The organism is Paenibacillus sp. sgz302190, assembly GCF_059820445.1.
Window position 1 is genome coordinate 1 of the sequence record NZ_JBZYAO010000009.1, and the last position, 24,895, is coordinate 24,895.

At 55.2% G+C, this 24,895-nt stretch carries 20 protein-coding genes; 4 read left to right on the plus strand and 16 right to left on the minus strand.

All coding sequences use genetic code 11. The features are described 5' to 3' along the window. Positions 1-201: hypothetical protein (locus AC6RNO_RS12495; protein WP_497105624.1), on the plus strand; the 201-nt coding region annotated here is incomplete at its 5' end. Positions 202-661: 460 nt separating this feature from the next. Here the strand turns inward: AC6RNO_RS12495 and AC6RNO_RS12500 are convergent. Further along, positions 662-2,440, minus strand: coding sequence for a methyl-accepting chemotaxis protein (locus AC6RNO_RS12500; RefSeq protein ID WP_474681132.1), 1,779 nt, complete (start codon positions 2,438-2,440; stop codon positions 662-664). A 480-nt stretch (positions 2,441-2,920) separates the two neighbouring features. Here AC6RNO_RS12500 and AC6RNO_RS12505 point away from each other — a divergent pair, with 480 nt between their 5' ends. Continuing rightward, positions 2,921-3,841, plus strand: a complete 921-nt coding sequence (locus tag AC6RNO_RS12505) for a DUF4180 domain-containing protein (RefSeq protein ID WP_497105625.1) — start codon at positions 2,921-2,923, stop codon at positions 3,839-3,841. Positions 3,842-3,939: 98 nt separating this feature from the next. Here AC6RNO_RS12505 and AC6RNO_RS12510 read toward each other — a convergent pair whose 3' ends face one another. Then, positions 3,940-5,280 carry an NtaA/DmoA family FMN-dependent monooxygenase gene (locus AC6RNO_RS12510; RefSeq protein WP_497105626.1) on the minus strand — a complete coding sequence of 447 codons (1,341 nt, stop codon included), beginning with the start codon at positions 5,278-5,280 and terminating at the stop codon, positions 3,940-3,942. A gap of 276 nt (positions 5,281-5,556) precedes the next feature. On the opposite strand from AC6RNO_RS12510, the gene AC6RNO_RS12515 reads away from it, so the two are divergent. Together AC6RNO_RS12515 and AC6RNO_RS12520 are read left to right on the plus strand one after the other, a co-directional pair. Further along, positions 5,557-5,901: a hypothetical protein gene (locus AC6RNO_RS12515; RefSeq protein WP_497105627.1), complete on the plus strand. Its 345-nt coding sequence runs from the start codon at positions 5,557-5,559 to the stop codon at positions 5,899-5,901. A gap of 25 nt (positions 5,902-5,926) precedes the next feature. Further along, positions 5,927-8,545 carry a LamG-like jellyroll fold domain-containing protein gene (locus AC6RNO_RS12520; RefSeq protein ID WP_497105628.1) on the plus strand — a complete coding sequence of 873 codons (2,619 nt, stop codon included), beginning with the start codon at positions 5,927-5,929 and terminating at the stop codon, positions 8,543-8,545. Positions 8,546-9,894: 1,349 nt separating this feature from the next. On the opposite strand, the gene AC6RNO_RS12525 is transcribed toward AC6RNO_RS12520, so the two are convergent. The 14 genes from AC6RNO_RS12525 to AC6RNO_RS12590 are packed head-to-tail and all read right to left on the minus strand — an operon-like array spanning position 9,895 to position 24,893. After that, positions 9,895-10,986, minus strand: a complete 1,092-nt coding sequence (locus AC6RNO_RS12525; RefSeq protein WP_497105629.1) for a M24 family metallopeptidase — start codon at positions 10,984-10,986, stop codon at positions 9,895-9,897. A 38-nt stretch (positions 10,987-11,024) separates the two neighbouring features. Then, positions 11,025-13,001, minus strand: coding sequence for a glycoside hydrolase family 127 protein (locus AC6RNO_RS12530; RefSeq protein WP_488436415.1), 1,977 nt, complete (start codon positions 12,999-13,001; stop codon positions 11,025-11,027). 30 nt (positions 13,002-13,031) lie between these two features. Then, entirely contained in the window at positions 13,032-14,276 is a 1,245-nt protein-coding gene (locus AC6RNO_RS12535) for an NAD(P)/FAD-dependent oxidoreductase (protein ID WP_474681139.1), read from the minus strand. Beyond that, positions 14,273-14,608, minus strand: coding sequence for a 2Fe-2S iron-sulfur cluster-binding protein (locus tag AC6RNO_RS12540; RefSeq protein ID WP_497105630.1), 336 nt, complete (start codon positions 14,606-14,608; stop codon positions 14,273-14,275). Before AC6RNO_RS12540 ends, AC6RNO_RS12535 begins: the two co-directional genes overlap by 4 nt. A gap of 1 nt (position 14,609) precedes the next feature. Then, a complete protein-coding gene (locus AC6RNO_RS12545) occupies positions 14,610-14,879 on the minus strand; it encodes a (2Fe-2S)-binding protein (protein ID WP_474681141.1) in 270 nt (89 codons plus the stop codon). 27 nt (positions 14,880-14,906) lie between these two features. After that, on the minus strand, positions 14,907-16,343 hold the full coding sequence (locus AC6RNO_RS12550; protein ID WP_488436405.1) for an aldehyde dehydrogenase family protein: 1,437 nt from the start codon (positions 16,341-16,343) through the stop codon (positions 14,907-14,909). A 25-nt stretch (positions 16,344-16,368) separates the two neighbouring features. Then, positions 16,369-17,244, minus strand: a complete 876-nt coding sequence (locus AC6RNO_RS12555; RefSeq protein WP_497105631.1) for a dihydrodipicolinate synthase family protein — start codon at positions 17,242-17,244, stop codon at positions 16,369-16,371. A 50-nt stretch (positions 17,245-17,294) separates the two neighbouring features. Next, positions 17,295-18,326 (minus strand): proline racemase family protein, encoded by a 1,032-nt coding sequence (locus AC6RNO_RS12560; protein WP_497105632.1) that lies wholly within the window; start codon positions 18,324-18,326, stop codon positions 17,295-17,297. 30 nt (positions 18,327-18,356) lie between these two features. Continuing rightward, a complete protein-coding gene (locus AC6RNO_RS12565; RefSeq protein WP_497105633.1) occupies positions 18,357-19,358 on the minus strand; it encodes a proline racemase family protein in 1,002 nt (333 codons plus the stop codon). Further along, on the minus strand, positions 19,355-20,548 hold the full coding sequence (locus tag AC6RNO_RS12570; RefSeq protein WP_474681146.1) for an NAD(P)/FAD-dependent oxidoreductase: 1,194 nt from the start codon (positions 20,546-20,548) through the stop codon (positions 19,355-19,357). Before AC6RNO_RS12570 ends, AC6RNO_RS12565 begins: the two co-directional genes overlap by 4 nt. A gap of 44 nt (positions 20,549-20,592) precedes the next feature. Further along, positions 20,593-21,663, minus strand: coding sequence for a M24 family metallopeptidase (locus tag AC6RNO_RS12575; RefSeq protein WP_497105634.1), 1,071 nt, complete (start codon positions 21,661-21,663; stop codon positions 20,593-20,595). Positions 21,664-21,710: 47 nt separating this feature from the next. Then, positions 21,711-22,589 carry a carbohydrate ABC transporter permease gene (locus AC6RNO_RS12580; protein ID WP_474681148.1) on the minus strand — a complete coding sequence of 293 codons (879 nt, stop codon included), beginning with the start codon at positions 22,587-22,589 and terminating at the stop codon, positions 21,711-21,713. Beyond that, a complete protein-coding gene (locus AC6RNO_RS12585) occupies positions 22,586-23,461 on the minus strand; it encodes a carbohydrate ABC transporter permease (protein ID WP_474681336.1) in 876 nt (291 codons plus the stop codon). The genes AC6RNO_RS12580 and AC6RNO_RS12585 overlap by 4 nt, the downstream gene beginning before the upstream one ends. A 52-nt stretch (positions 23,462-23,513) precedes the next feature. Beyond that, entirely contained in the window at positions 23,514-24,893 is a 1,380-nt protein-coding gene (locus AC6RNO_RS12590) for an ABC transporter substrate-binding protein (protein ID WP_474681149.1), read from the minus strand. Positions 24,894-24,895 lie beyond the last annotated feature (2 nt).

Sequence of the window (24,895 nt, forward strand, 5' to 3'; positions counted from 1 at the left end):
GGAGATTTTTTAATGATCCACCAGATAAAAGTATCAATAAAATACAATTTTAGGAACATTTTGAAACAAAATTTTTCATGTCAGGTTTGTTGCAAAGCTAGTGAGGCTTTTCTCCAAAACGAGCCGAATCCACCGACAAAGCCTGCACTTTTGCAGGCTTTTGGGATTGCCAAGCCACTTTTACGCACGACATTGGCATAATCCGGCAACGACCAATGTCACTCGATTCTGCTTTCTACCCCACCGCTCATCTGACTCGGCAAAATGGCGGGCAGCAGGTCGGCGTCTACGCCAATAATGCCGCTCAATGCCTTCTCAAGAGCTTTGCCAGTGCTACAAAAAGCGTTATTCTCGTTCCAGCGTTATTTTCGTCCCATTTCCGCTGCTTCGCACCTGTTATTCTCGATATAATTTCCTGGGTAATATTAGCAAGGGATCGGCGGTAGATCCGGACCCGCACACTTTAATCAGGCTGATACTCCTGCGACAAAAGCGGCTACTCCCAAAGTCAATTGATGATTTTCTATACCGAAATTTCACCTAAAGAAAGGACCTCATTCTCCACTTGGCAGTGGAATTTGAGGTCCTTTTGCTCGATTTCCAGGCTGTTCCCGTACGATCCAAATACTCTCGGAACAACCCTTCTATGCGTAATGACTGCTTATGCGGTTTTGAACTGCGATAACAAGCGCTGCATTTCTCCGGCCATGTCCGAGAGCGACTCTGCCGATGACTGAACTTCTCCGGTCGTTTGCAGCTGTCCTTCCGTCGAGGAGGATACTTGCTTTGACGAGGAGGCCGTTTCTTTGGCAATGAAGGCAACCTGCTGAACGGCGGCGGTAATTTGCTGGGTGCTGGCCGAGATTTGCTCGGAAGTCGCCGCCATCTCTTGAATTTGCGAAGCGATATGCGATGTTGACTTCAAAATGTTATGGAAGTTTTGCTCCGTCTCCTTGACGAGCTCAATGCCTGTGCCCACTTCCGATTTCACCTTGCCCATCGCTTCTCCCGAATCGCGGATGCTCGATTGGATCTCGTTCAGCAGCTTGCTGATTTCATCCGAAGAGTTGCTGGACTGTTCAGCCAGCTTGCGCACTTCCGCTGCAACGACGGCAAATCCCCGCCCCTGCTCGCCGGCACGGGCAGCTTCAATCGCTGCGTTGAGCGACAGCAGATTCGTTTGCTGGGCGATTTCCTGAATCGCTTGGACAATATTGCCGATTTGCTGCGATTTGGCTTCAAGCAGCCCGATCACTTCATCCGTCTGGTGCACCGAAACATGGATCGAATTCATTTGCTGTACTGTATTTTGAACGAACGTCTCTCCGGTTTCTGCGTGCTGCTTCGTCGATTCCACGGATTCGGCGATCGAAGACGCGCTTTCCGCCATACGGCTGATGCCTGCTCCTACTTCTTCCATAGAGCGTGACGTTTCTTCCATCGTTACGGTTTGCTGGTCGGCTCCGGTCGCAACTTCTTTGACCGTGACAGCAATGTGCTCGGACGCTTGCTGCATTTCCCCGGAGCTTGTTTTCAACTGGCCGGCAGATACGGTAACAAGCTGAGCGTGCTCATTGATTTTTTCAATCATTTCCCGCATATTATCGCTCATTTGGGCGAACGCTTCGCTCAGTTCCCCGATCTCGTCCTTACGGGACAATATTTTGTTTTTCGCCGACAGATCGCCTGCCGAAATCACCTTGGCGGCTTCGCTCATTTGCCGGAGAGGCTTGGAAACGTTCCGGGCAATGATAAACGAAATGCTGAGTCCCGCCAAAATGGCGATAATGCTTAACGCGATGACCGATACCATCCCCGAGCGATACGAATCGTCCAGCTCGTTCGCCCATTCGTCGGCCTGCTGCTGAATATTTCTGGTGAGCACCTCCACGACGACACTGCATCCGCCCAAGTATTGGTCGGCCTGCTGAATTTTAAACATGCCGTCCTGACCGTGCTGCTGAACCGCAGCCAAAATGTCCGGGAACATTTTCGCATAAGAGCCCCATTGTTCCTGTAACATTTTGATAAGCTTTTCATCATTTTCTGAAGAAGATAGATTTTCCACTTTCTGCACTTTTTCCTGAATGGATGCAAAAAGGGCTTGCGCTTGCTCCGGCTGGGACGTTGAATCCGCGCCTCTTCCCGTTGCGCTCATAATATCGTCCATGCTGTTCTTATCTTTCATATCCAGTTGAATGCGCAGCATCAGATCGTCCATCTCTTTAAGGTCATGGTTCAAATTGCCCAGCATCATGACGTTCGGCAGCCCGGTTTGCGTCGTCTGCCGCGACTTCTCGCCCATGGAGCTCATCTTTGTGATTGCCGTTATACTAATAGCGCATAAAAGCAGCAAAACGATCACAAAACTGAAAAGCAGCTTTTTGAACAGTGTTAAATGGATGTTAAGTTTAAAATTCAGTTTTAACCTCGATTTCATTTCCAGCCTCCGACTGCCCCGATATGTTGCGGGGTTTCTCTAGTTTGATGAAAATGCCCAATTTACTTTCATTGGATATTTGGTCCTCGTTAACTATTTCGACAACTATGCGGCAAAATGTTATATGTTCCAATCATTTTCTATAGGTCTTTCGGCTTGCCTCCTTTCGAAATGTAAAACGTATCGGACAGGATCGTCGTATCAAGACCTCCTCCTATATCGTTAAAATCATCGTTCCGGCCAGCTATGGGCGAACTTCGACAACTCCGTTCCCGTTCCCATCGCAATGCAGCCGCCAATGAGCGGAAAACGCAGCGGAGTCTTTGTCCATTATCATATTGGACGGTACCTATGTACGTTCCTGCAAAAAAGACGCCTCATCCGCTTTTACGGGTTGGATACTTCCCTTCCCTGTTTACATTATCGATATCATATGTTACTGTTAACACATGATATCGATAACAATTTTGGGGTGTTACTATGTCTATCCAATATGCTATACTCGGGCTTCTCAGTTGGAGGTCTGCTACAGGCTATGAATTAAAAAAAATTATTGAAGAATCTTCAACCATGTATTGGTCCGGTAACAACAATCAAATCTACAAATCCCTTGTACAGCTGTTGGACGAAGGTTTGGTAACCAACGTAATTCAACACCAGGAAAGCTCTCCATCAAAGAAAATTTACAGTATTACGGAGGAAGGACTTGCCAGATTGAAAGAATGGGTTGTTTCAGAAACGGAAATTCCCGAGTTGAAGAACACTTTCCTCATTCAATTGGCGTGGGCGGAACAACTAAGCGACGAGGAATTAAACGAACTGTTGGTACAGTACGAAAGCAGAATCAACATGCAGCTTATGTTCCAGCAGGAAAAAATCAAACGCGGAATTCCTTCCCCTCATAGAAATGAGCGCGAAACGTTTTTGTGGGATAAAATATCCGAAAACCTGCTGTCCTTCTATCGCAACGAACTCAAGTGGGTGCAAGGAATTCGCAAGGAACTTTATGAAAGAAAACAAATGGAGGAGAGAACGACGATGAACTATAAAATCGCGGAGAACGGAAATAAAAAATATGTAGAAGTTATATCTGCCGGGCCCCCTCTTAGCACTGAACAGGACGCTGTGGACATCGTTGCTTTGTGCAAAGAAAATGATTCGGATCTTCTTTTGCTGCATAGTCAAGCTCTTTCGGAACACTTTTTCAAACTGAGAACCGGCGTGGCAGGACAAATGATTCAAAAATGGATCAATTACCGCGTAAAAACGGCTGCTATCATTCCGAAAGAACTGGTTCTTCAAGGAAAATTCAAGGAGATGGCGTTCGAATCCAACAAAAGCAACCATTTCAGAGTATTTGAAACCAGGGATGATGCAGAGAATTGGCTTTTGAATGAATAAGAAAAAGACGGGTACATCGGTCTGAGTCTGTACCCAGCCTGTACCCATCAGTAGAGTTATTGCCTGACGCAATCTTCTGTCCGCGGCGCTCGCCGCATTTAAACAATCGCTTCTTTCGAAGGTGCCGCAGCCGCATACCGGTTCGCAGGTACGGAAAGCCCCAAATTTCCGCGCAGCGTGTCATCTTCATACTCCGTCCGAAAAATGCCGCGTTGCTGCAAAATCGGCACGACGAGGTCGACAAAATCTTCCAGCCCGTTCGGTACGACGCTGCGGATATTGAATCCGTCCGCCGCCTCTTCTTCGAACCACTGCTGAATCAGATCCGCTATTTTCTCCGGCGTTCCGATAAACGTGCTTCTCGGCGTCGAGGCGCGCAGAGCGGCTTCGCGCAGCGTCAAATTGTGCTCTTTCGCTTCTTTTTTAATTTTTTCCGTCGTGCTGCGGAAGCTGTTATTACCCAGATCGCCCAAATCCGGGAACGGTTCGTCCAGCGGGAATTGGGAAAAATCGAAGTGCTCGAAATAGCGGCCCAAATAGTCCAAGGCGCTTTCAATCGTGACCAGCTCGGAAATTCCCTTATATTTGCGCTCGGCTTCTTCCTCCGTACGCCCGACGATCGGCCCGATCCCCGGAAAAATAAGAATATCCCCGGAAGACCGCCCGTAGGATGCGGCTCTCGATTTTACGTCGCGGTAAAATTGCTTCGCTTCCTCGATCGTTTCATGCCCCGTATACACGGCATCGGCGGATTTGGCCGCCAAATCTTTGCCGGCTTCCGACGAACCCGCCTGGAACACGACGGCATGGCCTTGTTTGGAACGGGCGATATTCAGCGGGCCCTGCACGGAGAAATACGGCCCTTTATGGTTCAGGCGGTGCATTTTGGCCGGGTCGAAAAACACGCCGCTCGCTTTGTCTCTCACGAAAGCGTCATCTTCCCAGGAATCCCACAGCCCTTTGACGACCTCAAGAAACTCCTCGGCGATTTGGTAGCGCTGCGCATGGGAAGGATGCTCGTCTTTGCCGAAGTTTTTCGCCGAGCCTTCGAGCGGCGATGTGACTACGTTCCAGCCGGCTCTGCCGCCGCTGATTTGGTCGAGGGACGCAAATTGCCTTGCGACCGTGAACGGTTCGCTGTACGAGGTGGACAGCGTCGCGACAAGGCCGATGTTCGTCGTAACGGCGCTCAGGGCCGACAAAATCGTGAGCGGCTCGAAACGGTTTAAAAAGTGAGGGTTCGATTTTTCGTTAATGTACAGGCCGTCCGCGATAAAAAGCAGATCGAATTTGCCCCGCTCCGCAATTTGCGCCTGCTGCTTGTAAAACTCCACATTCACGCTCGCATCGACGGATACGTCCGGATGCCTCCAAACGAACATACTGTTGCCAACCCCGCTAATGTTGGCGCCGAGCCTCAATTTCCGTTGTCCAGCCATCGTCCTCGCTCCTTTAAACACATTGATTTCCGAAAAACAAACGGAGGCCAAGGTTCGCCCCGTGCTGCGCACAAAGATAACCTTGGCCTCCGATCGTCCGGTCAGCCTAACCTTTTCCATCTATTCTTATAGGATTTAAAAGTATTTTACATTGCCTATACGCCCAAGTCAAATAAACAATTTCTATGAAAACGGATGCAGGCGGCCGCTCGAAAGCTACTTGATTCCTTCCTTGACCAACGTCTATTGCTGGCCGTTATAGCCGGTGTCTCCCCATTGATCGACAGTACCTCCATCGGCCAGGGATGCCTGGTAAACCTCAAGCAGCTTGCTGCTATTGCGGTTGAGCTAATAAATATTTGCTTTCATTCCCTTGTCAATCCGAATTATTCGAGCGTGTCGGCGATCCGGATTACGCGTTCAAAAGTTAAACCCAAAATAACACAAAAACTGGTTGATATTTCTAAAAAAGCGGTTGGAAATGAACCTGTCATTTTCCAAACGGAAGCTGTAACATATGAATCGAGCCCATATTTCCAAGTTTTGCGGCTCGTCCTGCACATCAAACCGGGAAAGGAGGCTGAATTTCGAAATCGCATGAAGAGGCAGTATAACATTTGATCAAAAAAAGAACGGAGGTTTGCTGATGAACATGAAATTTGCGAAAAAGGCCTTTATTGTAACGCTCGCTACGACAACGCTTTTTGTTTCGGAAAGCTGTATCGTCCCCACTCCCCAAGCTTCTGCGGCAGCCACAGACGCACAGGTGTACGATATATTCAACAGAAATGTCAACAGCTATGGCGTCGATCTTGTCGATTGGCAGGGGTATATCGCTAACCCCTACATCAAATTAACCGTGAAGCCGCCTGCAAGCGCTTCATATCCCGTTACCATCAACCTCAAGGCGAGCGGCACCTCGCGCTTCATGATGGATTTGCCAAGCCAGCTGTCCGCAACCGGGGCCACAAAAACGCTGACGTTCTCCAGCGCGTCGGAGCAAAAAAATTTTTTACTGGAAATTCATCCGCACCGGACGGCCACTCAAGGTCAAATTGAAAATTACACATTCTCCATGAACGTTGTCGAAAGCAACGGGAACTCGCATACGCAAACGATGCCGATCCGCGTGTTGAATCAGGACGACAACGCCCAGCCGTCGCTTCCTCTCACCTTCGATTACCGGTTTGACACGGTCAACCACGTTTTCAACGATCCGGCGATCAAAAACGCCTCCGAACAGGCGATCAAGGACTGGTTTTACTTTTTCGACGAAGCGCCTTTCGACACCGTCCCGGCCGGCGCGGAAACGAACTTTGTCCCGAACGACAATTTTGCGGGAAATACGACCGTGACGAACAATGCGCCGTACAATGGCGAATGGATCTTTTTGCGGGGGCTCAATGAGCCTTACTCGACAGGCTGGAACTCGGCCAACGGCCAATACCACAAACGAAACGGCGTCACTGTTCCGAATAAGCTGTACCGTTCCCTGGGGGCGGCTCTGCAGTTTTATTCCGGCAAAACGCCGTTTACGTCCATGGATGACGAGCAGTGGTATTTGAGCGACAACTCCGGCAACCTGACGGACGTATACGGGCTGATCATGCATGAGTTCGGGCATGGTTTTGCTTACAGCGACACGTGGCCTGGCATGGCTGCTTATAAAGCTTCCGGCGGAAACACCCCGGATGTAGTCGGCTATCAAGGCATCCCCGTTCCGCTGGATTCGAGCTACCATATCCCCGGCGATGCCAAATACTATGACCGGCAAAGCGGGCAAACAGGCGGCTGGGGCGGATTGTTCCCTTCGCGGCGCTGGATGATCACCAAGCTTTCGCTTTTGATCGCCGAAAATGCAGGCTGGAAACTGAACAAAAACCTGGCACCGTTCGTCCCGCCGCAAATCGTCTCCACCTCGCTGCCGAATGCGACGAAAGGCCAATCCTACACGCAAAAGCTGACGGCCAAAGGCGGCGTCCCGTTCTATGACTGGAGAATCGTAAACGGCTCGCTCCCGGCGGGATTAAGTCTGGACATGTTCACGGGAACGATCAGCGGAACAGTTTCCAACACGCAGGCGCAAAACAGCTATACATTTACGGTGCAATTGAGGGATTACGACGAAACGAGCGCCCCGGTCACGAAAGTATTTACGATCAGTCTGGGGGGAACAACGCCGACGCCGGATACGGTTGCCAACTATTTATTTAATGAAACGAGCGGAACTACGGCGGCAGACGCTTCCGGCAGCGGCAACAATGCGACATTAAACGGCAATGCAGCTTGGGCGGCGGGCAAAAATGGCAATGCCTTAAGCCTGAACGGTACTTCGGCATACGCGAGCCTTCCCTCGGGCATCGTCAGCTCGCTCGGAGATTTTACAGTTTCGACGTGGGTAAAAGCCAATTCGTTAAGCAACTGGATCCGCATTTTTGATTTCGGCACGGGAACGAGCTCCCATATGTTTTTGACGCCTCAGCCCGGAAGCGCAGGTCTGCGGTTTGCCATTACCAATAACGGCAACGGATCGGAGCAGCAAATCAATTCGACGGCCGCGTTTCCGACAGGGGTGTGGAAGCATGTTGCCGTAACACTGTCCGGAAATACCGGCATCCTTTACGTAGACGGCACAGAAGTAGCCAGAAACTCCAACATGACGCTCAAACCTTCAAATCTGGGCAGCACAACGCAAAATTATATCGGAAAATCGCAATACGCCTCCGATCCTTATTTGAACGGGTTGGTCGACGATTTCAAAATTTACAACCGGGCGCTGAGCGCATCGGAAGTCAGTACCCTTGCCGGAGGAGGCGGCGGTACGACAACGCCCGCGAATATCGCTTCGCTGGCAACGGCGACCACATCCTTCGTCTCCTCATGGGAAAGCTTGACCGGTTTAAATGACGGCTATACGCCGACCAGCTCCAGCGATCGGGGGCACCCCGTCTATGGAAACTGGGATAACCCGGGGACAACCCAGTGGGTCGAATATGATTTCAACGAAAATCATACGATATCCAGCACCGACGTCTACTGGTTCGCAGACGGCCAGGGCATCGATGTGCCCGCATCCTATTCCATCCAATATTGGAATGGAACGTCATGGGTCAACGCAGCGAATACGTCAGGCCTCGGCGTCGCCAGCAATCAATACAACACCACAACGTTCACTCCGTTTACGACAAACAAGATCCGTCTGAACATAACGGCAAAATCGACCGCCTCGACAGGAATCGAATCGTGGAAAGTTAACGGCATTTAAGCGCCGCCCAATGCCGCAAAAAAGACGCCTCCAAATCCACTGTACAAGTGGAATTGAGGCGTTTTTTTGTAGGCGGCGGCCCCCGGCCGGCCGCGGGCGCTGAACCCTGTGCCGCGCGAGGGAGATGCGGTCGGGGGCTAGCGCGAGCGGTGGGGTGGCCGCGGGCGCCTGAGGAACGCCGCCCCTCGGGGCGGCTCGAGTGGTGGTTTGCGTCGTTTCTCGAGACCTTCGCGGTCATCCGACCGCCAGTGGGATCGCTCCGAACCATTCGTTTTCACGGCTGCGGCAATGCTTTGCAGACCGACACGCTCACTTACGTACCACTGGCCAAGCACGCAGAAATCCTGCAAAATGAGACTGTTGAGTAAACCCGTGTTTTGGAGCAGCACACCCTTGTTAGCGCGCAGGAAACATGCAGCAATCAAATTGTTGAGGAAGTGATGGGTTAGGGGGAACCAGACATGTGGTCAACCGACCGCCGTCATGCAGCGCAATACCGCGCGCCGGAAGCTGTGCGGTGCGAAAAGAGTAGCTAATTTTTGAAACAGCACCAACGTGTGCCTTTCCCGGTAAGTTGTTCGTGCTGTACAGTGGGGGTCATGAGGTAGCTTGACAAGGAGAAAACCTGCGGAAATGAGACTGTTGAGAAAAACCGTGCGTTAGAGCAGCGCCCCCCCATTAGCCCATTGAACACCTGTAAAAATTAGAATGTTAAGAAAGTGACGGGTTGACCGGAAGGGGAGCCTGATTGGGGGCTCAACCGCTCTTTCCAAACACGCGCCTCCCCCACGCAGGTTGCGATCGTACACTACCCCTCTCTCTGCCATACCGCCTATTAGAGCGAGGGCATGAGGTGAGGCGGCTCGACAGGGAAAAAACCTGCAAAAGTGCAGGCTTTTTCCGTGGAAATGTTGCATTTTGGCGAAAAGCCTGCGAAAGTGCAGGAATTTTCGCTGAAAATGAATCTGAGCCCTTGTACGCGGTGAAAAGCCTGCACATTTGCAGGAATTTTTCGTTTCCAGCATATTGAACGAGCAAAAACTGTACTTTTGCAGGTTTTCTTCGCGCAAACAGGCAGATTATGCTATCGGCTCTGGCGTGTGGGCTTCTGGGCAGCCAGGCTTTCACGCCAGCGACACCGCGCTCAGATCCCAACGCGCGGTGTTGCGCTGCATGACGGCGGTCGGTTGACCATAGCCACAAGCCGGCTTTCACGCCGACAGCCGCTGGTCGAGTTTCACGCCAGCAGGCCGCAAGCTGGTTTTCACGCCAGCGGCATCAGGCCTGTTCCCACCAGCGGCCGCATACCGGCCTCTCGCCAGCGGCCACCGCCACCCTTGCATGCCGGCTCAAACGATGACGAGCTCCTTCGTCGCGCCGAGGTTTACGGACTCGCAGCCATCCTCCGTCACGATGACAATATCTTCGATCCTGACGCCGAACTCGTTGGGCAAATAAATGCCGGGCTCCACGCTGAACACCATGCCGGGCTCGACGATCAGCTCGTTGCCGCCGTGAAGCGACGGCTCCTCATGGATGTCGATGCCCAGCCCGTGCCCGGTGCGGTGGGTGAAAAAGCGCCCGTATCCGCTGTCCTCGATCACCGCGCGCGTAGCTTTGTCGATCTCCGCTACCGGGATGCCCGGCCGCACGGCGCCGATGCCCGCCATATGGGCGGCTTTGACGATGTCGTATACCTCCCGCTGCCTGGAGGACACGTGCCGTACGCCGACCGTACGGGTCATATCGGAGCAGTAACGGTCGATCAGCCCGCCCATGTCGATCACGACCAGCTCGCCCTCCTGAATGCGGGTATCCCCGGGATGATGATGCGGATTGGCCGCGTTCGGGCCGGTTGCGATAATCGGCTCGAACGACATCGTGCGCACGCCCTCCTGTTTCCACAGCGATTGCAGTTCCTCAACAAGGTCATTTTCGCTCATACCCGGAACGACTTTTGCGAACAGCTTTTCCATCACCCTGCTCGCGGTGGCTCCCGACTTGCGAATCAGCTCCTGCTCGTGAGCGTCTTTTCTCAGCCGAAGCGTATGTAAAACCGCCCCGCCTGCCGCATAACGGGCGTTTGGTTGTGCCTTCATCAAGCTCAACAAATTGGCGCTCCGCCACAGATCGTCAATGCCGACAACACCCGAGTCGTCGATAAAAGCGGCCGTTTGGGCGATCGCGTCTTCCCCGTCCCGCACAAAGTGGCATTCCAGGGAGCTGTGAGCGAAGTCCTCCCTGTGCATTTCCGGCGCGAGGATGACCGGGTCTTTCCCTTTGCGGAACACAATCGCCAGCAATCTTTCGAGCGGATCGATCCATATCCCGGTAAAATAATAAAAATTGGCGGTCGTCGCCACAAGCAGCGAATTATAGCCGTGCTGCTCCATCAGTTCGTTCGCTCTTCGAATGCGCGCTGCAAACGGATTTGCTGTCATTATTTCGTATCCCTCATTTCCATGGAAACGGCTGCCGGTTATGACTCGCGGATCCAGACCAGCATCTCGCCCTGTCCGCGGTTCGCCCAGGCAAAATACGGCACAGCCCGGAGGGCAACCCGTTTCTCCGAATCGTATCGCGCTTTTTTGTAAAGCGCATCCTGCCATCCCGCATCGGTGCCGCGCACGCCTTCGCCGGTAATGACGGCGACCCCGCCGAGAAGATCGCGCTCAAAACGGACGTCAAGCCGGGCATCGTGCGGCAGTCGAATGTCCTGCAAAACGGCGCCGTTGTCCGCCTCTTCAAGGCAGTATACGACAGGCCCGCGCTGCAGCGCAACTTTGCCTGCGTTCACTCTCACGTTCGGATGGGCGTGAATGCGTTCCACCGGCATCGGCAAGCAAATGTCGACCCGGTCTCCTTCACGCCAAATCCGCTTGAGCTCAGCATAGCCTTTGCTCACGAGTTTTTCAACTTGCACGTCTTGCCCGTTCACCTTGACCGATGCGCCTTCGCACCATCCCGGGATGCGGACCGCTAACGTGAATTCGGCTTCAGCCTCCGGGGAAACGGTAATCGCAATCCGCTCATCCCACGGATAATCGGCCGTCTGCGTCAGCTTCACCCGCCGGCCGGCAACCGCAAATTGCGTTTCGCTGCCCGCAAACAGATGAACGTATACCTTATCCCCGCTCTGCGAGTAGATGTATTGTCCGATGGATGCGACAAGCCTGGCGATATTGGGCGGGCAGCAGGCGCAGCCGAACCATTTTTGACGGATGGGCCGGGCGTGCATTTTGTCGGATCTGCTGCAGGCATCGGGCCAAACTTCCAGCGGATTGACATAGAAAAAGCTTTTTCCGTCGAGCGACATGCCGCTGATCGTGCCGTTGTACAGCGCCCTTTCCATCACGTCCGCGTATTTGCCGTCCGGATCAAGCAGCAGCATCCGCCGGGCCCAAAATACGAGGCCGATCGATGCGCACGTTTCGGTGTAGGCCGTATCGTTCGGCAGATCGTAATCGAAGGAGAACGCTTCGCCTTCGTGATGCGAGCCTATGCCGCCGGTTACATACATCTGCTGCTGCGTTACGTTGTCCCACAGCCTCACGCACGCCTCGGTCAATGCCGGGTCCTGCGCTGCCAGCGCGACATCGGCCATCCCGGCGTACATGTACATCGCTCTGACCGCGTGGCCGACCGCCTTGTGCTGGTCGCGCACGGGCAGATGCGATTGGTTATACTCATAATTATGCTTGTATAAACGGTAATAGCCTTCCCTTAACAGCGATTCCGCGCCGAACAGCTCCGCCCGCTTCTCCGCTTCCTGCTTGAAATAATGCGGTGTTTGCCCGCGCTCGTCGATAAAATACCGGCTCAGCTGCAAATACCGCTCGTTGCCTGTTACTCGGTACAGCCTCATCAGGGCAAGCTCGATTTCCTGGTGGCCCGGATAGCCATGTTTTTTATGCTCCTCATCACCGAAAACCGAGTCGATATGATCGGCCAGCTTGCAGACGATGTCCAAAAACTTGCGCTTGCCCGTCGTTTCATAGTAAGCAACCGCCGCTTCGATCATATGCCCGGCACAGTACGTCTCATGGTTGTCGCGTTCATTGAGCCAACGGCGCTCCGGCTGTTTGATCGTAAAATACGTATTCAAATAGCCGTCCGCCTGCTGCGCTCTGCCGAGCAGATCGATCGTCTCGTCGGCAAGCCGCTCCAGCTCCGGATCGGGATCGGTCGCCAGGCTGTAGGCGACGGCTTCCAGCCACTTCGCTACGTCGCTGTCCTGAAACACATAGCCGTAAAATTCGCCTTCCGCTTCCCCTGCGGCAATGCGGAAGTTTTCCAGGCAATGGCTTGGCGACGCATCATCGATCCGGTCGTTCAGCGCCGCCCACTGGTAAGGAATCACCTCCTCCCGGATCAACTGCCTGTATTTCGTCCAAAAAGGGTCGTTCACGGTCACTTCTTTCCATGAAAAGTTTGCCGATTGCTGCCCTTCGCACATTTCAGTTCCCCCCTGATATGGTTCCATATTTTACCCACCAACTTTCAACGTATCCTGCCACATCCGGTACAGCCTGCTCCGCGCAGCGGCAATTCCCGGATGGAATTGAATCAAGGCCGAAGCGCGGACTTGCTCCACATGCATGGTCGCAGATAGTATGATTTGTTCGCCCAGCCCCTGCTCCCCAAAAACACCCGCGTCATGGCATATCGATACGGCGGCCAGCTTGCCCTGCGCCATGGCGACGAGCGCGCTTTCCACGCCGGTAATATTTCCGGCCACATAAAGCCCTTTCACAGGGGTTTGCATCCGTTCGCCGTGCAGCGGGATATGCCCGCCTAATTCCGGCATGTAAATGAACGGGCAGCCCGCGACCGAGGCCAGCTCGGCTAACGGATAGAGCCCGCCGGAAAGCGCGACGAAGTCGACGGCCAACTCCCTTTCGGTGCCCGGTATGGCGATTCCCTGCGCGTTCACATCGGCAAGCGTGACCGATTCCACCTGCGTATTTCCGTTGATCGACAGGGCGGCCGTGCGCAGCATCAGCGGAATACCGCCGATCTTCACACCGCTTCGGGGAAACAATTTCACGACGTTCCCGGACACGTTCATCGCTTTGGCGATTCGCCCGCCCATGCGCAGCCACGGCGACGGAGCGAGGTGCGATACATCCATAAGCACTTCCAGGCACTTCTTCGGATCGGCGGCTTGCCCCGCGACCGCCTGGCCGGAAGGCAGTACGATTCCGGCCAGATCGACGCCGCCGGCGGCAAGCTCGCCGGCAATCGCCATGGCGAGCACGTTGACGCCGATCATAAGCCCGCGCTTGCCCGGCTTCACGTAATGGACGTTCGTCATCACTTGGGCGGCGCCGACGGACATGACGCCGGGGAGCGTCCAGCCCTTCGTCGGCAGCGGAATTTCCGCAGCGCCCGTCGCCAGCAAAACATACGGCGATGACAGGATGCCTTCGGTCGTCGCAACTTCCCAATCGCCGCCATCCGTTCTGTGCAGGCCGTAAACGGAAACGCCGCAGCGGATTTGCACGCCGAGCTCGCCGAGTTGCTCGACCAGCTCCGCTGCGATCTGCTTGCCGATCCACCAGCCTTTGCCGGGCTCGTTATGGAACTGGCCCGGCATGCGCCCGCCGGGCGCCGGAAATTCGTCGACGACCGTCACGCTGAGGCCGTTGTCGGCTGCAACCTCCGCCGCCGACAGGCCTGCCGGACCGGCTCCGACAATAATAAGGTCGCACTGCCGCCGCTTTGGTTTCATGGCAGTTTCCTCCCCGTGATTTCGTTCGGCAGCTGCGGCCCCGAGAACAGGACCATCCCGTCTTCAAGAGGCGTCAGGCACGCCCGAACCATGCCCGTGCCCTGAAGCTGCACTCGGCATTCCATGCAGTGCCCGATGGCGCAGTACAGTCCGCGCGGGTTCCCGGACTCTTCATGCTTCCTGAGCGTGCGGACACCGCCGGCCAGCAAAGCTGCGGCAACGGTTTCGCCGCCGAAGCCCGTCATCGGCCTGCCGTCAAAAGTAAAGCCGACAGGGTTGCGCTGTTCTTTTCGGCCCAGTATCGGATGGTCCGTTATGCGAAGCGTGTCCATATTATTCACCCTTTGCCAACTGGCCGAAAGTAATGGGACGGATGGGCGGCCGGTACGACAGCAGCTCCGCGTCTCTCGGCGTTCCGGGCGCTTTTTCTTGAACCCACGCTTCGACCAGTTGTCTGCAAATCCGCCCCTGGCAAGCGCCCATCGACGCCCGTGTTTTCATTTTCAACTGGCGCGAAGTGCGGCATCCTGCTGCATAGGCTTCCTCCAATTGCTCCATTGTCACTTCTTCACAACGGCAGATGATCAGCGTTGACGGCTTCATCCTCCTGCCCCCCGTCCCTGTTTGGATTTAAAAGAATTGGATTGCGCACGTTTTGATTTCGCTGTAAAAATCAAGAGCCGTCTGGCCCTGCTCGCGGGTGTGGGAGCTCGACAGCTTCATGCCGCCGAACGGCGCCTGGTACTCGACTCCTGCGGTTTCCTGGTTCACCCGCACCATCCCGGCCTGCGCTTCTTCCAAAAAGCGGTGGGCTGCGGATAAGTTCTGCGTAAACAAGGAAGCGCTTAAACCGAATACGGTCCGGTTGCATAAAGCGATCGACTCGTCAAAATCGCGGGCAGGCAGAAGCGCGGCCACAGGCCCGAAAATTTCCTCCTGAATGAGCGGATGGTCCGCATCGACGCCGGCGGTGACCAACGGACGAATGTAATGTCCGCCGAACGCTTCCGCCGAGCCCAGCCCTTCCGCAACGATTTCCGCTTGCTCATGAGCCATCGCCACATACGACATGACCGTCTTGTATTGGCTCGCGGATGCGACCGGGCCGAGATAAGCCGATGGGTCGTGCGCTGGCGCAAGCTTAATCGCGGCAAGCGCTTGTTTCAGCCCGCTTACGAACGGCTCGTAAACGGACTTTTCGACGATTATCCGGCTCGTTGCCGTGCATTTTTGCCCTGCGGAACGGAAGGCGCCGCTGAGAATCATCGGAATCGTCTTTTCCAAATCGGCATCGCGCAGGACGATAGCGGCGTTTTTCCCGCCCATTTCGGTCTGGTACTTGATGTTTCTGCGCGCGCATATGGCCGCCACCCGCATTCCGGTCGCGGTAGAGCCCGTGAAGCTCACGGCATCCAGCGCCGTCTGCTCAAGCAGCGCGTCGCCGATTTGGCTGCCTTTGCCGATGACCAGGTTCAGCACCCCCGCAGGAAGCTGTGCGGCCGCAAAAACTTCCGCAAGCCGCGCAGCCGTCAAGGAAGCCGACTCGGCAGGTTTCCACACGACCGTATTTCCGCAAATGAGCGCGGGAGCAATTTTCCAAATCGGAATGGCAACGGGAAAATTCCACGGCGTCACGATGCCGACGACCCCGAGAGGCACACGCTTCGTATATTGCAGCACGTTCGCTTCGTTCGAAGGGATGACGTCGCCGTTCGAGCGGACGCCTTCGGCTGCGTAGTAGCGCAGCAGGTTGACTCCGCGCATCACTTCTCCGCGCATCTCCGTGATCGGCTTGCCCATTTCCGCGCTGGCCAGCGCGGCGACCTCAGAGGCGCTTTCCGCCAAGGCCGACGCCATTTTGTACAAATATTCCCCGCGCGCCGCTCCGGTTAGTCGAGACCACGAGCTAAGCGCAATGCGGGCCGCCTGTTCAGCCTGCATGACCTGCGGCGCATCCGAAAGATGAAGTACGCCGACACTTTCCCGCAGGTTGGAAGGGTTTTGGACGGTCAGCTCGCCCGCACCGGGCGTGATCCATTCCCCTCCGATCCAGTTTTTACTGTGCACCTGTAATTCCCTCCTCGTTCATATGTTACTTCCGGTTGACAGCATACTCGTATGCCTGCTTGATTTGCGCATAGTCGGCTTCCGGCAGCGGCAGTCTCGGCGGGCGGGTCGGACCTACGGGGAATCCGGACAGCTCCATCATGTATTTGATCGATTGAACGAGCTGCGGGCTTGCGTCAAAGTGGAACAAAGGGAGCAAATAGCGGTACAGCTCCTGGGCTTCCTTCGCTTTCCCCGCTCGCGCCAATTGAAACAGCTCGACTCCTTCTTTGGGCAGCGCGTTGGGAACGCCGGATATCCAGCCCGTAGCGCCGAAAAGCGGGCCTTCCATCGCCAGATCGTCGACGCCGATCATCACTTCCAGGTCCGTTTTGGCCAAAATATCGTGAACGCGGCGAATGTCGCCCGAAAACTCTTTGACGGCAACGACGTTTTCGATTGTGGACAGCTCGGCGAGAAAATCCGGCGTCATATCGACTTTGTAATCGTGAGGGTTGTTGTAGGCGATTATTGGCAGCCCTACGCTCGACAGCGCTTCATAATGGGCGAACACTTCGTGCTTCAAAGGCTTGTAATTGATCGGCGGCAAAGCCATCACGCCCGCGGCCCCCGCTTCTTTCGCGTGGCGCACCCAACTGACGGCTTGCGCCGTCGATGGAGCAGCGGAACCGGGTACCACCGGTACCCGGCCTGCTGCGGCCTTGACGACGGTTTCGACAACGCGGGCGCGCTCGTCGCCCGAAAGCGTCGCATATTCGCCCAGCGAGCCTGTCGGTACCAGGCCATGAACTCCTTGATCGATCAGCCATTTGCACAATTCATGCAGCCTTCCGAAATCCACCTCATATTCCTTCGTAAACGGTGTGACAATGGCGACATAGACGCCTTCAAAACGGGTCATTCCAGTTGCTCCTCTCCATGGATCATTTGTTTATTTTTAAAGCGCAAAGGTTAGCGCAATAAAAAACCTTCGGCCAGCGGATCGGCCGGGTCTGCGACAAATTGCAGCAAGCCTGTAATAAACGCATTGCCGGTGATTCGCGGAATAATCGCGGGGCGCGTTCCTATGCTCGTTTCCATGACGGCCTCGCCGGTGATCTGCGAGCCTGCGATTCCTTCGTACACGCATGCTTCGCCAAGCTTCAGCTTGCCGCGATGAACCGACGCCGCCATATGGGCGCAAACTCCCGTCCCGCCGGGCGAGCGGTCGAACTGATCGCCTGCGAACACGGTCACGCTGCGGTAATTCGAACCGGGCTGGCGCACGTTGTCCGAATCCGTGAACACGACGCCCTCAAGCCCCGTCAAATGCCGCTCGAGCGGGTGCGCAATGTGCAAGCGGGCTTCGATCTCCCGCTTCAGCTGCCATCCCCACCGCTGCAATTCGGGCAGCTCGCTTTCCTGCAACCGGAGCCCGCCCAGCGCACCGGCTTCGACAATCGCGTAAAAAGCGCCGCCGAACGCAATATCCACGCTGAAATCCATACCGTTCAGGGCGACGGGGACGTCTGCCGCATAGACGAAAGAAGGCACGTTATCGAAGGATACCGATGCGACTTCGCTGCCTTCGCACACCGCGTAAGCCGTTATCCGGCCAGCCGGGGTGTCGATGCGGATGCCCGTATCCGCCTTATCCGCCACCTCCGCTTCGCCCGGATGAAGCCGGCCTGTCTCCAGCAGCGCCGTGACGGCGGCGATAATGCCGTGCCCGCTCATCGCGCTGAAGCCTGCGTTATGCATGAACAGCGCGCCGAAATGGCCGTCTGCGGAAGCCGGGGGCGTAATGACGCACCCGGTCATGCCGTGGTGCCCCCGCGGTTCCGCCATTAAAAACGAACGGATCGAATCGAAATTCCGCCGGAAGCAGTCGGCCCGCTCCCATTGAGCGCTCCCTTGCAGGTAAGGGATGCCCCCGGTTACGATGCGCAGAGGCTCCCCGCCGGCATGCGTATCGATCGTTGTAAACAGCTTATTGAATTCCATCGTCCAGCCTCCCAAAGTCGGTTCCGGCAATTACAGCAGGAAAAATCCGTTTTTCAGCGGGTCTTTGTCATGAAAAACAAACTGGTGCAGCCCGGTAACCCAGGCCGAACCGGAAATGTGCGGAACGATCGCCGGGAAACCGCCTACGCTCGTTTCTTGCAGGCATGTTGCGGCGAACATCGACCCAACGATGCTTTCGTGCAGGAATGTCTCGTTCAAGCCGAGCTCGCCCCTGGCATATAAGACCGCCGCTTTCGCCGAAGTGCCGGTGCCGCACGGGGATCTGTCGATGCCGCCGGGCGGAATGACAACGGCATTGCGGCAGCGGGCCGACGGCGAAGCCGGGTCGCTATAGAACTCGATATGAGTCAAACCGCGTATCTCCGGTATTTCCGGGTGGGCGACTTCCCAGCCGGCGTTCACGGCATCCCGGATTTGAATGCCCAATCGAATAATGGCGGAAGCGTTATTCGGCACAAGCGGCAAACCTAGCGGCCTCGCATCGACGATTCCGTAAAAATTGCCGCCATAAGCTATGTCGACGGCAATATCGCCGAACCCCTTCACGGTAACGGGCACCTCTTTCATGTATAAAAAAGAAGGAACGTTCGTGAACGCGACCTGCTTTACTTTGCCGTTCTCGATATCCAGATCGGCCACGACGAGACCGGCCGGCGTATCGAGCCGAATCACCCGTTTATCCGGCGGGAATATGCCGCCTTCGATCAAGGCGGTGCAGACGCCGATCGTATCGTGGCCGCACATCGGCAAGTAGCCGCCGGTTTCGATGAAGACGACGCCGATATCCGCCGAAGGATCGCAGGGCTCGGTCAATATGCAGCCGGACATCACTTCATGCCCGCGGGGCTCGAACATGAGCGCGCGCCTGAAATCGTCGTGTGCCTCGGACATGTATACCATTTTGTCTTTCATCGTATTTCCGTACAGCTTGGGCCCGCCGCTCGTCACCGTCCGGGTCGGATTGCCCCCTGTATGCGTATCGATCGTCGTTACGAGTTTGGACAGCTTCATAAAATCACCTGATGTTCGCTTTTATTTTGAAAACGGCTGTAATGCAGCGGCTCGGCCGGAATGCAGGTCGGCTCTCCGCACAGCATTTCGCTGATCAGCTTGCCGGTTACGGCGGCGAGGCTGATGCCGTCGCCCTCATGCCCGGCGGCAATGTACAATCCCGGGATGTCGTCGACCCGGGATACGATCGGGAGATGATCCGGCGTCCACGGCCGCAGCCCCGCATAGGCGCGCAGCATCGGGATATCCCGGATGGCCGGGAAAAAGCGGATCGCCCGCTCGGCGATCAGCCGGATCACATACGGGTCGATGCCCGTATGCATGCCGACAAACTGGCGGCTGCTGCCGATCAGAAAGTTTTGCGACGCCGTCGGCTCGAACACGAGGGCGACACCGTATTTTTCGACGTCCGGGTCGACTTTGCGCGTTCCCCCGAACTTGCTGATCAAATAGCCGAACTCCATCACCTTGCGGCGGCCGATGCTCGGCGAGCGCATGGATACCAAAATGTGCCCTTTCCGCGGCTCGATCGGAATGTCGAGGCCGACCATGGCGCCGATCTGCTTCGCCCATATGCCGGCCGCATTGATCACCGTCGGCGCCAGGATAACGCCGTTCGCGGTTTCCACGCCGCGGACTTTGCGGCCGGCATCGAGCAGAATCGCCGTCACCGGCGTATGCGCGAGCATCCGCGCACCAAGCCGCTGCGCCGTCGTTGCGAGCGAGTAGGTCAGCAGCACGGGATTGACCGTAGAGTCGGTCGCGCACTCCAATCCGCCCGGCAAATCGTCGGCCAAATGCGGCCACTCGTCGCGCAAATCGTGCCGGTCCAGCATGCGGAACGGCAGCCCCGCAGCTTGCTGCCGGGCGACCCACCGCTCTGCGGCGGCCATCTCTTCGTCGGTTTCGCAGACGAGAATGCTGCCGGGAGCCCGGTATTCGAATTCCTCGTCCAGCTCGCGCGCCAGCCCGGCGACCAACTCCTGGGATTTGAGCGACATCCGGCTGTCGAATCCGGGGTCTTTGTCAATCGCCAAAATGTTGCCGTCGCAGCGCGACGATGTGCCCCCGGATATTTCACCGCGCTCCACAACGATTACGTCCATGCCGCGCTGTGCCGCATAGTAGGCTATTGCCATCCCGATAATCCCGCCGCCAATGATTACAACGTCTGCCGTATGATGGTTCATCGTCTTTCCGTCACCTCTTTGCTTAGCGGCCCGCCATGCGGCGGTTACAGAACAATGAGCGCTTTGTCGGACTTCGTCAGCACTTCAATGCCCGTCTCCGTAATCAAAATGTCGTCTTCGATGCGCACCCCGCCGAAACCCGGAATATAGATGCCGGGTTCGACCGTAAGCACCATCCCCGGCTGCAAAATATCTTCGCTTGTCTGCGAAAGCCGCAGCGGCTCGTGGATTTCCAGGCCGAATCCGTGTCCGAGCCCGTGTCCGAATTGGTCCGCATAGCCGTATTTGGCGATGACATCCCTGCCGAGCGAATCCGCTTCCTTCCCGGACATGCCCGGCTTGATCCCGGCCAGCACCGTCCTGTTCGCCTCAAGCACGATGTCATAAATGTCCATGTGCTTCCTGTCAGGCTTGCCGATGAAGACGGTTCGCGTCAAATCGGAACAATACCCGCCGTATAGCGCCCCGAAATCCATGGTGACGAATTCGCCCGTACCCAGCTTCTTGGCGCTTGCGAGGCCGTGCGGCAGGGCGGAGCGTTCGCCGGAGGCTACGATCGTGTTGTAGGCGGTGGACGGCGCGCCGCTCTTGCGGATCGAATATTCCAGCTCGGCGGAAACGTCAAGCTCGGTCATGCCGGGCTTCATAATGTTCAAAATATCCGCAAAAGCCTGGTCGGTAATGCTCACCGCCTTACGGATCGCTTCCAGTTCGCCCTCGTCTTTATAGGCGCGGATCTGTTCCACGATCTCTTTGACAGGCACCATTTCGATGTCTGCGAACTTCTCCCGGTAGGCGGTGTACGCGCCGAACGAAACGTCGTTTTGCTCGAATCCGAGTCTGCCCACTTGCTCCGACACCAGCAGTTCATGGATCGAATCGATCGCTTTCACTCCATGCTGGATCACCTCGTACAGCCCAGCCTGCTCGTTCGCTTGGCGGGTATAGCGAAAATCGGTAAACAACACCGCCCTGTCCTGCGTGATGACGGCAAAACCGGCCGAACCCGTAAAACCGGTTACATATTTGCGGTTCATCGCATGCGTCACGAGAAGCGCGTCAAGGTTCTGCGCCTGCAATTGCTCCCGAACCCGCTGCAGCCTGTAGGCTTCCATCGCAATCAACTCTCTTTCCCTTGTAGTCGCAAAGCGTCTTCCGGCGGCTAGCCTTTAATTCCGGTTAACGTAATGCCTTCGATAAAATAACGCTGCGCCACGAAAAACAGCACCAGTACCGGAGCTACGATCGCTGCGGAAGCAGCCATGAGATAACCCCATTGCGCGTTATACAGCCCTTTGAACGTAGCCAGGCCGAGGGCCAGCGTAAACTTTTCATTGCCGCTCAAATAAATGATCGGCCCGAGAAAATCGTTCCAAACGTCGATGAACGTGAAGATGCCCACGACGATCATCGCCGGTTTGGCCAGCGGCACAATAATTTTGCACAGCACCGTGAACGGTTTGGCCCCGTCCATATATGCGGCTTCGTCCAGCTCTTTCGGAATGCTCATAAAAAACTGGCGCAGCAAAAATATGTTGAAGGCGCCGCCGCCGAACCAGGCCGGAACGGTTAAAGGCAGGAATGTGTTGAGCCCCCCGACGCTTTTCCACACCATGAACGTCGGAATTAATGTGACGGCATACGGCAGCATCATCGTTGACAAAAGCAGGGCGAAAATAAAATCTCTTCCCGGCCATCTCAAGCGGGCGAAGCTGTAAGCCGCCATAATGCTCGTAATCATCACGCCGGAGATCGTAAAAAGCTCGATCGTCAACGTGTTTTTCAAATATTGAAAAAAAGGGACGGCGGTCAGCGATTCCGAATAATTGCTCCATTTGAACGGATCGGGAATCCACTGCGGCGGAAAAACGAAAATTTGGCTGTTATCCATCAAGGAGCTGCGCAGCAGCCAAAAAAACGGGAACATCATGCCGGCGCTGCCGACGATCAGAATGACATAGATCCAAAGCCTGATCAGGGAAAACCGTTTCCCGTAACGGATAGCCGTTCCTGCGGCTGCACCTGCGGTCGTATGGCTCACGGTCTCCCCCCTTCCTCGTAATGAACCCATTTGTTCGAAGTTTTAAACACGATCAGCGTCAATACCATGATGATGATGAACAAAATCCACGCCAGCGCCGATGCGTAGCCGATCCGGGATTCCGTGAACGCTTTGCGGAACAAGTAGAACACGTAGAACAAAGTTGCGTTGTTCGGGCCTCCCTGCGTCATGATGTAAGCTTGGTTGAAAGCCTGGAACGTACCGATCAGCGACATGACCAGGTTGAAAAAAATCGTCGGCGTCATGCAGGGGATCGTAATGTGCCGGAATTTGTGCCATCGGCTGCCGCCATCGACCTCGACGGCCTCATACAAATGAGCGGGCACGGCCTGCAAGCCGGCCAGAAATATAAGCACCGAGTTGCCTACGCCCCACGAGCTCATCAGGATCAGCGACGGAATGGCCGTCGTTTCGCTGTAAATCCATTGCGATGTGGGCAGCCCGACTAATTTGAGCATGGCGTTCACAAGGCCGAAGTCCGGGTTGAAAATCCAGATCCAGAGCATCGTATTGGCAATGGCGGGAACGATCGTCGGCAAATAAAATATCGTGCGGAAAATCGCCAATCCCCTGACTTTCTGGTTCAATAGAAAAGCTACGGCAAAGGCGGCGAGCAGCATGACAGGCACGCTGCCCAGAGCGTAGTAGCTCGTTACGAACAAAGATTGACTGAACAGCGGATCGGCCGTAAAAATCGTCTTATAATTGTCCAGGCCGACAAAATGCCAATCGCTTCCGATGCTCCAATCCGTCAAGCTGTAAAAAAACGAAGCAGCCACAGGATACAGCGTAAAGCAGATGAGTCCCAATATCGGCGGAAGCGCAAATAATAGGCCCCAGTTTCTTTCCATTCGCGAAATGCCCGATACTTTGCCCCGCACGTTTCCACCTCCTTATGTCCCGTTATTTATCCGCATACTTCCCTTTCAGGAGCGGCTGCACGTCTTTTTCCAGCCCGTCCAGCACCTCTTTGGCCGGCTTTTTGTTCGTCCAGATCATATCGAGGGCAGGCGTAATTTTGGTGCTCATCTCCGACCAATTTTTCAAATCGGAAGTGGGCGATTTCACCGAATATTTCAAAGCGTAATCTATGGCCGCCGTTTTCCATTCAGGGGGATGAACATCGTTTTTCGTCCACAAATCAATCGCCGCCTGGTCGGTATAATATTTCGTTTCTACGGGCATCCACAAGCCAATTTTGTAGAGGTCGACCTGTTCCGGGTTGTTGTGGAATTTGTAAAACTCCATCGCTTCCTTCGGGTGCTTCGTATTCGCAAAAACGACGCTCGCGCCTGCGATGTAAGTCGTTCTGGGCTCTTTGAATTTCGGCAGCACGCCTATGCCGTAGTTGATTTTCGCTCTGGAAATATCAAGCTGGGCCCAGGTGCCGTCCAGTACCATCGCCACTTTGCGCGTCTGCAGCCGCACATAGTTATCCGGCATATTTTGCTGCTGGACCAAATCCGGCGAGACGTGATACTTGAACAGCAAATCTTGCAGCGCCTGGAACACCTCTACGGATTCGGGACTGTTCATCGTATATTTCATACCCGTCTGATCCGTGATGCCCGCGCCGTTGCTCGCCATGAGCGGGCCCCAGCTCGCCCGGTCGGCGCCGAAGGAAAAGCCGTACTGCACGATATTTTTCGGATCGAAAGCGGGATCGGCCGCGGTCTTGCCGTTCTTGTCCTTCGTTAATTTTTTGGCGACCTCGACAAATTCGTTCCATGTCCACGCCTTGCCGGCTTCGGCCGGAGGCAGCTCAAGTCCCGCTTCCTTGAACAAATCCTTGTTGTAATAAAGCACCATCACCTCGGCGGCCGTCGCATTGCCTACGACCTTGCCCGGTGCACTGTAGTAAAACGATGCCGGCAGCCGGTTTTGCAGCTCAGTCGAATCTTTTAAATACGGAGTGAAATCGAGCAGTTTGCCTTCTTCTCCCCATTTGGAAGCGAAGGAGTCCGGCAAGTAGGCGATATCGGGCAGCTCGTTGGAAGCCATCAGCGTGTTGATTTTCGTGGTGTAATCGCCGGGCACGTGCTCCGCCGCCACCTGGATGTTCGGATGGCTGTCATTGAACGCTTTGACCATCACTTCGACGGCTTTCTTCTCTTCGTTGCTGCCCCAGAACATAAACTTCAGCTTCACAACCTCTTTGGGGTTCACCGCAGCCGTCCCCGCAGGTCCCGAGGCGCCCTTGGAATCCGGGGCACTGGTGCACGCCGTCAGGGCAGCGGACAACGCCAGTAGCACAGCCGTGATGAACCATTTTTTACTTTTCATAA

Coding starts and splice junctions, on each gene's coding strand:
- AC6RNO_RS12530 (WP_488436415.1), bottom strand. CDS start 13,001: ATGTGCGAAGGGCAGCAATCGGCAAACTTTTCATGGAAAGAAGTGACC.
- AC6RNO_RS12525 (WP_497105629.1), bottom strand. CDS start 10,986: ATGACAGCAAATCCGTTTGCAGCGCGCATTCGAAGAGCGAACGAACTG.
- AC6RNO_RS12555 (WP_497105631.1), bottom strand. CDS start 17,244: ATGACCCGTTTTGAAGGCGTCTATGTCGCCATTGTCACACCGTTTACG.
- AC6RNO_RS12540 (WP_497105630.1), bottom strand. CDS start 14,608: ATGGACACGCTTCGCATAACGGACCATCCGATACTGGGCCGAAAAGAA.
- AC6RNO_RS12535 (WP_474681139.1), bottom strand. CDS start 14,276: ATGAAACCAAAGCGGCGGCAGTGCGACCTTATTATTGTCGGAGCCGGT.
- AC6RNO_RS12505 (WP_497105625.1), top strand. CDS start 2,921: ATGTCTATCCAATATGCTATACTCGGGCTTCTCAGTTGGAGGTCTGCT.
- AC6RNO_RS12500 (WP_474681132.1), bottom strand. CDS start 2,440: ATGAAATCGAGGTTAAAACTGAATTTTAAACTTAACATCCATTTAACA.
- AC6RNO_RS12565 (WP_497105633.1), bottom strand. CDS start 19,358: ATGAAGCTGTCCAAACTCGTAACGACGATCGATACGCATACAGGGGGC.
- AC6RNO_RS12545 (WP_474681141.1), bottom strand. CDS start 14,879: ATGAAGCCGTCAACGCTGATCATCTGCCGTTGTGAAGAAGTGACAATG.
- AC6RNO_RS12590 (WP_474681149.1), bottom strand. CDS start 24,893: ATGAAAAGTAAAAAATGGTTCATCACGGCTGTGCTACTGGCGTTGTCC.
- AC6RNO_RS12520 (WP_497105628.1), top strand. CDS start 5,927: ATGAACATGAAATTTGCGAAAAAGGCCTTTATTGTAACGCTCGCTACG.
- AC6RNO_RS12510 (WP_497105626.1), bottom strand. CDS start 5,280: ATGGCTGGACAACGGAAATTGAGGCTCGGCGCCAACATTAGCGGGGTT.
- AC6RNO_RS12575 (WP_497105634.1), bottom strand. CDS start 21,663: ATGGAAGCCTACAGGCTGCAGCGGGTTCGGGAGCAATTGCAGGCGCAG.
- AC6RNO_RS12560 (WP_497105632.1), bottom strand. CDS start 18,326: ATGGAATTCAATAAGCTGTTTACAACGATCGATACGCATGCCGGCGGG.
- AC6RNO_RS12570 (WP_474681146.1), bottom strand. CDS start 20,548: ATGAACCATCATACGGCAGACGTTGTAATCATTGGCGGCGGGATTATC.
- AC6RNO_RS12585 (WP_474681336.1), bottom strand. CDS start 23,461: ATGGAAAGAAACTGGGGCCTATTATTTGCGCTTCCGCCGATATTGGGA.